This is a genomic window from Gordonia sp. NPDC062954 (genome assembly GCF_044543825.1).
Lineage (GTDB): Bacteria > Actinomycetota > Actinomycetes > Mycobacteriales > Mycobacteriaceae > Gordonia > Gordonia tangerina.
Genome location: NZ_JBITWL010000008.1, coordinates 184,878 through 193,692, shown reverse-complemented (window position 1 = coordinate 193,692; position 8,815 = coordinate 184,878). Strand labels below are relative to the sequence as shown.

The following is an 8,815-nucleotide window of genomic DNA, read 5'->3' as shown; positions in this document are numbered from 1 at the left end:
GGCGGGTGGTGTGGCACTACACCTGGGCACGTGATCGCCGCGACAACCGCACCCTCAACGCTCAGATCCTGCGGGCTCAACGTGTGGCCGACAAGGCAGAACCGTTGCGTAAGCAACGATTTGTGAAGATCTCCGGGCAGAAGGTCGCACTCGATGACGAGTCCATCGAGCGTGCCCGCGCTGCGGCCGGCTACAAAGGTTACGTCACCAACATCGCACCGGAGGTGATGGACGGGCATGCGGTGGTCGCGGCCTACCACGACCTGTGGAAAGTCGAGCAGTCGTTCCGGATGGCCAAATCCGACCTGAAAGCCCGCCCGATCTTTCACCGCACCCGCGATGCAATCGAGGCGCACCTGACCATCGTGTTCGCTGCTCTGGCCATCGCTCGTGACCTGCAGAACCGCACCGGTATGTCGATCAAGAAGATCGTGCAGACGCTGCGCCGAATCCACACCGTCATCGTCGATGTGGACGGTCACTCCCTCACCGCCCGCACCCCGCTCGACGACGACGCCGAAACGATCCTCACCGCCATCAACGCCAGGCACTAAGGAGGTCCAACTCAGGTCGAAGGTCGCAACAGAGTGTCCCGTCAATCCTCGCTACATCGCGCTGCAGCCGCAGCAGCGGGCACAGTTGGAATGATGTACCGGCGCTCAGGCTTGAGGAAATCTTGCAAGCGCCTGGGTCTTGGCGTCCGCGACTGTCAACGGCCAGCCGACCGCGACACACCAGGCGAATCGAGTTCCCGTTACGACTCCTCGGGCCACTGCCTGTTTGATCCTCGACCCCATCCGAGAGAGCGAACTCGGCAAGCAGTCGGCGATCACCTGGATGCCGCCGCCGAACCATTGTTTGGGCGTCTTCAGAAACCTGGGTACTTGTCCCAGAGCAGTCGACCATCTCGACCATCGAGGTCCCATTGCGGGTAGCCCAGAAGATCAGTCGCGATTTCACCTAGGACTTCGCGGAGCTCCAGCGGTTCGAGCCATTCCTTCGGGATGGTGTCAACACCATAATGCGCGCCCAGGATGTTGCCGGCAATGGCACCGGTGGAGTCGGAGTCACCGTCGTGGTTGACGGCGATCACCACACCTTGTTCGAGGCTTTCTGAGACGAGGGCGGCGTAGATCGCAATAGCCAGCGCTTCCTCGGCGACCCAGCCTTGTCCGAGCTCAACGATAGCGTCCGCGGGCGGGGTATCGGAATCTGCAAGTGCCACTGCTGAAGTAATGGCGCTGAGCGTCTCTTCGGAGTCAGGCTGCCGGGTGAGTTCGACGCTCGCGGCGCCAACTGCCTCGCGCAAGCCAACACCGGCAACAAGCGAACACACAATCGCCGACATCGCGCCCGCTGCCAGCCGGCCTGTCGGATGGCCGTGAGTCAGAGCCGCCAAACCGGCACCGAGCTCGAAAGCCACGGCGGAAGCTGACTGCGGATCCGTGCCGGCCTGAGTGGCGGTGAAGAGTCCAGCGGGAGCGACTCGCATTACTCCTCCGCACCCTTTGCTGTTGTTCCGCGCCACCTCACCCAAATGGTTCATTGAACGAAGAGCGGAAAGGCACGTGTTGCCGGGCGCGCGCCGGTGATGCAGTTGTGGGTGTCCGATGAGCCATCCAGGATCGCCGTCCATTATGAGGTCCCGGCCCGGTCGTTCACCTTGCGTCTGCAGCCATCTGAGGTACGCGTGGGCCGTCACACCCTCGGCGGTCGTGATTCCTTTCAGACAACCTCGAACCCAACTACGAAGTAATCCTTCCGCTGTGAATAGCGTCATCTGCGTGTCGTCGGTGATCTTGCCAATGCCACCAAAAGCCGGCGCGAATCTGGTGATTCCAGCCGGACCAAAGTCCTTGACGATCTGGGCGCGGGACATGAACTCGACCGGTGCACCAAGTGCGTCACCGACAGCTCCACCGAGCAAACATCCGCGGTAGCGCGCCTCAGGACTAGGCGATAGCCGAGCCGCAACTGCCCCCGTCGCCGAACTCCGCGAATACGGATGCCATCCATGTTGGCGCCAGCGGCCGCCTGGACGCTGCGCCTTGACTTCTCGCAGGCTCTTTCCCACATATCGGGCCTCCAAGTCGGCGTCGGGCACACCCGTGTATCGCCACAGTTTGGGTATTGGCCGACCCCGCTCGTCACGAGTGTGGTCCCAACTCTCCGCCCGGTGTACTGCGCGGACGATGTCGTCGGCGAACACCACGACAGGAAGATCGGGAACGTTCCTGATTGCACCCGCGCGCCAATCACCACGCGCCCACGCGTAGATCTCCTCCGGTGTCGCATCAGGGCGCGACGCAGCGTTGACCTTGATGAGCGCGCATTCATCCGGCAGTTCAGGCACCGGGTCCGCTGAATACAAGGTCACTAGCTCTTCTGCACGGCGAAGGCCGAAGTCGGCAGACACGTGTCCACCCTGGATATTGGTCAGCACAGTCCCCGATATCGCTGCCAGATCGATCATGGCCTGCTCGATCGCGAACGCCTGACCGTCCGAGGTCACCTGACCGCCTATCGCATGCCGCACAATCCAATGCTCTACGCCGAAGCCATCCTCGAAGATTGCACGGATGCGGCCGTCCTTGGCCGAACGCGTTTCCTTCGAATCTGCCGGGCCGAGCATTTCGGACCGATCAGGTTGAACGTCAGCGATGGCCGCCTGAACATGCTGATATACCCGATTGCCACGACCCTTGCCGACGTAGAAGACCTCACTCGTCCGTGGGTCGACGAGCGCATACACGTATACACCCAGTTTGGGCCGAACCTCGACCGGAACTCTGTCCGGAACGATGGGGGCAGGAGCATGCGTCGAGCCCAGAAGCGGCCTTACCCGCTCCACGAAGCCGTCGACCTGATCGACATCGCCGGAAAGTTCGGCGCGCAATCTGGACAGAGCGGTGGTGACATCACGGAATCGTCGACCCGCATTTGCACCCAGCCACGCAGCTGCACTGAAGGCCTCGCCACTCATTGACACTGACGCACCGTCACGTGCAACGGCGGCAATGAACTCTTTGGCCGCATCCGTATGCAACTCCACTACCGCTATGCCAGACATTGTTTCCCTTCGCGCTCTGTGCCTCGTGTACCAGCATGCATGACCAGGACGACAGCCATACATCCATGCGCCGGCATTGTCCTCGACCCGGTAGCCGTTCGACGGCACAATTCACGACGCTTGCGAACAACACCACACGTTCAGAACTTTGAGGTGACTGTTGTGGCCCTCGTCGGCCCAACCGTTGGGAACCCAATCCAGCCAGCCAATGGCAACCCGGGAGGTTGTCGTACTGCTGCCGTAGGCTGCAGAACGACAACACAGTCTGATCCTGGACCGGGTACCTGCCGCAGGCCCACCGATGGATCCCTTGGACGAGGAGCAGCGAGCGCCGTGGGGTTCTGGCACACCAGCTACATGGATTTTCACGAGCCGACAAGCGATGGGGGCAACCCGTTCGCAACGAGGCCTGCCACATTCGACTGCCCGACCTGCAAAGCTGAATTCGCCACGTCTCGCGACCTCCGTGTCCACCAGTTTGAAGGCCACGCGACTGCCCGACCGCTACTCATCCTGCGCGGCCGCGAGTGCGGCCGCACCAGGCTCACAATTACTACCGCAACATCGCCCAGCGACTGGGTGATTCGGTCATGCGACCGAGTGACCATGAATGGCGCTCCGTCCACTGTCGAGGAGGCGATCCAGCGACTGTCCGAGCAGCGCCACGGCGTCACTGAAGTCCGATTGCACCACGCAGGTACAGAGCAGTCGTTTGAGTTTGATTTCGCGCTGGCAGATAAGGCCGATCTCGATGGTGTTGATTCCGCTCTGGAGCGCTTCATCGAGGGCGGTGAACTAAGTCGCCGCTCAATTGACGACTACATAATGAGATCTGCACGCTTTGAGACTGCTGCAAGGTACCAAGGAGGCATCGCCAGCTACCTCTACGGCGTCCTCGCTCGCGAGCAGGAGGCAGAGCAGGGCGCTGACGTGTCCGGGACGAGCATGTACGAGGGGAAGTACGATCAAGCCGTCGCCACTCTTAAATTCTTTGATCGAGCGCCGGCCGAAGCCATATGCGGGATCGTCGCCTTTCACTACAATCAATTTCGTCGCGCCATGACCAAGACGCGGAGCAGGAGAGTCGCCGAGGTCGCTCTTCGATTTGAGTCAATACTTCACAGTTCGCCCTGGGATCCATCAAACCTTGCAGTGCTGCCAGATTCGAGCTTCGATCAGGCTCTCAGTGATTCTGTGATCGAACAGGTGGTCACTTGGAGCGCAATTCCACTCGACGGTTCTGCAAACGAGGCGGCGGCTGAAATCATCGATAATATCCATGACCAACGACCTCCAGATGCATTTAAATTGCATCTAATCGCCGCCGAGCACCTTCGCGCTGCTGGCGCCGCTGACGAAGCGATGCATCAAGCGAACCAGATTCGTCATGCGCGTTCCGCCGAGGACTGGTACGAAAACTTCCGACTTCGCACACAAGGAGAACGCACACCGTGACGACCGGATCCGATGTTCCTGCGGACCCACCGAACCCGTCGAGCCGCAAGGATAGTTCGGCTGTACCCGCCTTACGCAAGAAGAGTCGATCACCAAACCAGCAGCGTCCATCGACGATAGAGGGCCTCGTAGAGTACGCCTACAAGCAGGGCGACAAGAAGCTCGACCTCACGCAGGCATCGATGCACGGCATCGAACTGAAGCAGGGCAGAGAGACGGCCGAAATCGAACAGATCAACCGCCTGTCCGCGAATGATTTGTTGCTGAATGTTCCTCCAAAGCTGTTGGCAAGCCTCGCCGCGCTCGGCGCTCAACCCAGCGTTCAGAAGCGTCTCATTCAGCTGATCACTGTAGCGCTCGCACAACATCCAATCTTCGACGGACGTCAGGAAATCCTGATAAGTGCATCGATGCCATCTGACTTCTCGACATCCGAGCTGGTTGAACGTGTCAACGACGTCGCCCCTCAAGATATCGGCCTCACAGACGAGGCTGCGTTCACTGCCACAATGAAAGACCGCCTGAAAAGCAACGCCGTCACTGCGTACGCCCTGCTCTGTGTACTCCAAGGCAAGTGGAGAACCGCTCAGTTCATCGAAGCAATGTCTTCAACCGTCTGGACCCGCCCCCTTCAACCGAGCGTTCAGAAGGCAGCCGCCCTCCTCGCGTCCTCCAAAGCGTTGGACGAACTCAGCCAACTCACGGCCCATCATTCTTCTATCCATCGCCGAGCACAACACGAATTGGACTTCAGCACCGCCGAATCTACCGAGCTACGACGGCAGTCTGCGGAATCAGAACGAAAAGTCAGCGTCCTATCCGCAGAACTTGAAAAATCCAAAGAGCAGCTAGCCTCATCCGCGATGCAGATCGCCGATCTCAACAATAAACTTGCGGAAGAACGAAGTAGTCGAAATGTGGACTACAGCCACGCCGTCGACGATTTCGAGCACCTGCGCACCAGAGTCCTGCGGCGACTGTCATCTCAAGTCGAGCTTCTCACCGACGGCCTCCACGCCGTCCGAAACAACCGAATACCCGTGGCGGAGGAATTCGTTGAGCGTGCACTTGACGCCATAAAGAGTGAGGTAAACACACTGAAAGATCTCGGCGAGGGAGAATGATGATTATCGGATTCGACTTCGGCACCACGAATAGCCTTATTTCAGTCGTTTCGGGCGATCGAGTCATCGATTCTCTTGACGAATCCGGACTCCCCTACCCTTCCGTGGTCCGCTACGAGGGCGAAGAAGTGATTGTCGGTCGGGCCGCGCGGCAGGCGCTCGAAGAGGTCGGCTTGGGCGTTCACGGCAATACGGTTCGCTCCCCGAAGTTCGAGTTGGGTAAGGAGGCGGTGAGCGTCGGGGGCGTTGAACGTAGCCCAGTCGATATCGTTGCAGATGTCATCCGCCATGTCCGGTCGGAATCGCTGTCCGGTAGCCGTAGGAAGATGCTCGGGAAAGCCGACCGCGCGGTGGTCACGATACCCGTGAACATGAACGGGCCACGTCGAGCTGCCCTGCGCGAAGCGTTTGCGCAGGCCGATATATCGATCGCGCAGTTCGTACATGAACCGTTTGCCGCGCTGTACGGGTATATCCGCGGATCGGATGACCCACAAAGTCTCGTCCGGAAACTCAAAGGCCGCAACGTTCTTGTCGTCGACTGGGGTGGCGGAACATTGGATCTTACTCTTTGTAGAGTCGAGCCGGGCCGAATAGTGCAGTTGCGCAACGGTGCAACCGAGGACGTGGGGGGCGACCAGTTCGATAAAGTGATTCGCGATGAGGTCGTGGCACGATTTGCTGTGCGCGCCGGCATTTCGGATACCGACGCCCCAACACCCGAGGCTCGACTGAGACTCCTGCAGAATGCAGAGCGCAACAAGATCGCCTTGTCCGAGCGGCCGGTGGTCACTTTCTACATCCCGGGTTATTTTCCGCAGTCCGACACCGCGCTCGAGTACTCGCTGAGCCGATCAGAACTCGACGAGATCACCAGGCGTCTAGTCGAATCCGGAGTTTCGAAGATCGACTCGCTTCTCGAGAGTATCGGCGTTGCGCCCGGTCAGGTATCGCTTTGCCTTGTCGCCGGCGGCATGGCAGCTATGCCGAGCATCCGTAGCAGTCTTCACGAGATGTTCGGGCCAGAACGAGTCGTCATACCGAAGAACAGCGCGACTCTCGTGTCACAGGGGGCGGCGTGGATCGCCCACGATTCACAGACTCTGGTGCTGGCCAAGCAGATCGAGCTCGAGATGGCACGGGGTTCGAGACTCCCACTTCTACATGCGGGCACGCCGATGCCCAGTGACGGTAACGTACGGCATGAGCGGTACGACCTGTACTGCACAGATCCAACCGACGGAACTGCCAAGTTCTCGATCGTCACTCCCACGGCGATTGCTGAACAGCCGCAAGCCAGCGACCCCAGAACGTACCTCGGTACAACCACAATCAAGGTGGACACAACGGCACCACCGCTCGTCGAGCGCCTCAACCTCAACGTCGAGATCGATGACGATCTGATTCTCCATGTCGACGCCTTCTCCACCCAATGTGGCGACCGCTCCGCGACATCATACTTTGACCTCGAGTTCGGGATCGGGCTTCCGAACAGCGGCACTCCAGATCCCGCCAGTATCGCGGATCCGGTGGCATACGCACCCAGCGGCGGACTCGTCGTGCGCGCAAACGTCGCAACAGAGAAGGACGATGACCTGGTTCCCGGAGATGTTCTGTACAAGAGCAAGCCTCATGCGTTCGCACGCATGCCTGGACGCCACCAAGCAACGGAAGAACAAAGACTCGAGCACCTCTATTACAAGCCGTGCGCGGTGTGCAGGAGGCAGTGGGGAGATCCCGCTTGCAGGTGCGCAACGGCGGGTTGACGATGGGGGCGCAACAAGTCGTAGCGAGGATCACACACAGCGGTCAGCTCGTCGAGCCGAATGTCCGCAGACCCGTTCGCCTTACACCAACAGGCTTCGCGGGTGTCGTGTATGGCGGTGCAGTTTACCCCCTTCATGACGGCAATGTTGTCGACATCGCCGAGTCATCCTGGGAGATTGCGGATTGCCATCGCTTCCTCTTTCCTGGCAACGCAATTCCCTACTCAGCAGACTCGGTCGCACCAGTTCGTGAACCAGACCTTTCTGGCGTGCAGTGGTGGCTCGAGACGACGGACTTCGGCCACTACCTTCAATTCAATTCGTCCGAATCGGAAGCCGGGAAGCTAGTTTTCCGGCTCGAGGCCCACGCTATCGCTGTCCAGCGGTGGGATGTGAGCCACCGTCCCTCATCCGACGGCAAGTTTTATGACTGGTTTGCGCGGCTAAGCTTCATCGGGCCTCATCACGAAGTTCTCCAGTTGGTTGAGCGCGTCCTAGCCTCCGATTCTGGGGCGACTGCACCGACCGCTGAACCAAACCAAACTACCTCGCCTTCAGTGCACGCAAAGTCGCTCGATGCGCGGGTCGAAGACCTTGTCGACGCCAACGCGGCAATGAGTCAACGTCTAGAGACTTCGGTCCGTGAAATTCAGGATCTTCACCACCGACTCACCTCAACAGAACGCCGTGAGTCATCATTGCTCGCGGCGCTGGATCGGGTGCGTGAGCACCAGAAATCGATCCAAGACGAGGTAGCAGAGCTCAGTCGATCCTCGTCACTCGGGGCAGAAGCCCGCGAACTGCTCGCGAACCAATCTGACGCGGAGGAGTTGCTTCAGGTTGCGCTGGCAGAGAATGCGGACTTGCACCGGGAAGTAACTTCGCTTCGTGCGGAGCTGGCCGCCGCTCTAGAGCAGGCCAGAGTTCAGACGGACGCGGCCAGTGAGCTGCAACAGCGGTTGGCAGAAGTTGCGTCAATCGAACGCGAGCGACGCCGGGTATCAGCGGCTCGTGCTGTGCACCGACGAGGAATCGAAGGGTTCGTCGCCGCGAGCTTTGCACGAATCGATTTCGTTCTTGACGGCCAGGAGGTTCTCGCCGGTCTCGACTCACCCATGGCCGTCATGCGCTGCCTGCACCGAGTCGACGCGGGCGAGAACATCGGCAAGGGCCTCGCAGGCCTTTCAGGTTGGCGAGAGGTGTCGAAACTCGCCACCGGTCGTACAGGTAGCGAAGACATGGGCCGCGTGTATTACAAACCTCATGGCGGACGGGTGCTGGTCAGCGTGCATGTGAAACAGGACGAGAAGGAACAGCGACGGCACATCGAGTTGTTGCGCGGACTCGACTGAGAGTTTGCCAGAGGCCCGATAATCGCCGATAGCACGCTCGCCAGTCGC

At 59.8% G+C, this 8,815-nt stretch carries 6 protein-coding genes and 1 pseudogene; 5 read left to right on the top strand and 2 right to left on the bottom strand.

The window, feature by feature from the left end; all coding sequences use genetic code 11:
- A partial coding sequence (locus tag ACIGKQ_RS10900) for an IS1634 family transposase (RefSeq protein WP_396573595.1) occupies positions 1-554 on the top strand: 554 nt, incomplete at its 5' end.
- Positions 555-868: 314 nt separating this feature from the next.
- On the opposite strand, the gene ACIGKQ_RS10895 is transcribed toward ACIGKQ_RS10900, so the two are convergent.
- Together ACIGKQ_RS10895 and ACIGKQ_RS10890 are read right to left on the bottom strand one after the other, a co-directional pair.
- On the bottom strand, positions 869-1,927 hold the full coding sequence (locus ACIGKQ_RS10895) for an ADP-ribosylglycohydrolase family protein (protein ID WP_396573611.1): 1,059 nt from the start codon (positions 1,925-1,927) through the stop codon (positions 869-871).
- A 495-nt stretch (positions 1,928-2,422) separates the two neighbouring features.
- A pseudogene (locus ACIGKQ_RS10890) lies at positions 2,423-2,983 on the bottom strand (LEM-3-like GIY-YIG domain-containing protein); the annotation flags it as partial.
- A 693-nt stretch (positions 2,984-3,676) separates the two neighbouring features.
- Here ACIGKQ_RS10890 and ACIGKQ_RS10885 point away from each other — a divergent pair.
- The 4 genes from ACIGKQ_RS10885 to ACIGKQ_RS10870 are packed head-to-tail and all read left to right on the top strand — an operon-like array spanning position 3,677 to position 8,767.
- Positions 3,677-4,525: a hypothetical protein gene (locus ACIGKQ_RS10885; protein ID WP_396573593.1), complete on the top strand. Its 849-nt coding sequence runs from the start codon at positions 3,677-3,679 to the stop codon at positions 4,523-4,525.
- Positions 4,522-5,649: a hypothetical protein gene (locus ACIGKQ_RS10880; RefSeq protein WP_396573591.1), complete on the top strand. Its 1,128-nt coding sequence runs from the start codon at positions 4,522-4,524 to the stop codon at positions 5,647-5,649. Before ACIGKQ_RS10885 ends, ACIGKQ_RS10880 begins: the two co-directional genes overlap by 4 nt.
- Positions 5,649-7,415 carry an Hsp70 family protein gene (locus tag ACIGKQ_RS10875; protein ID WP_396573589.1) on the top strand — a complete coding sequence of 589 codons (1,767 nt, stop codon included), beginning with the start codon at positions 5,649-5,651 and terminating at the stop codon, positions 7,413-7,415. Before ACIGKQ_RS10880 ends, ACIGKQ_RS10875 begins: the two co-directional genes overlap by 1 nt.
- Positions 7,391-8,767: a hypothetical protein gene (locus ACIGKQ_RS10870; RefSeq protein WP_396573587.1), complete on the top strand. Its 1,377-nt coding sequence runs from the start codon at positions 7,391-7,393 to the stop codon at positions 8,765-8,767. The genes ACIGKQ_RS10875 and ACIGKQ_RS10870 overlap by 25 nt, the downstream gene beginning before the upstream one ends.
- Positions 8,768-8,815 lie beyond the last annotated feature (48 nt).

Bases quoted from the DNA above. Each gene is read 5' to 3' on its own strand.
- ACIGKQ_RS10885 (WP_396573593.1), top strand. From the start codon at position 3,677: ATGAATGGCGCTCCGTCCACTGTCGAGGAGGCGATCCAGCGACTGTCC.
- ACIGKQ_RS10875 (WP_396573589.1), top strand. From the start codon at position 5,649: ATGATTATCGGATTCGACTTCGGCACCACGAATAGCCTTATTTCAGTC.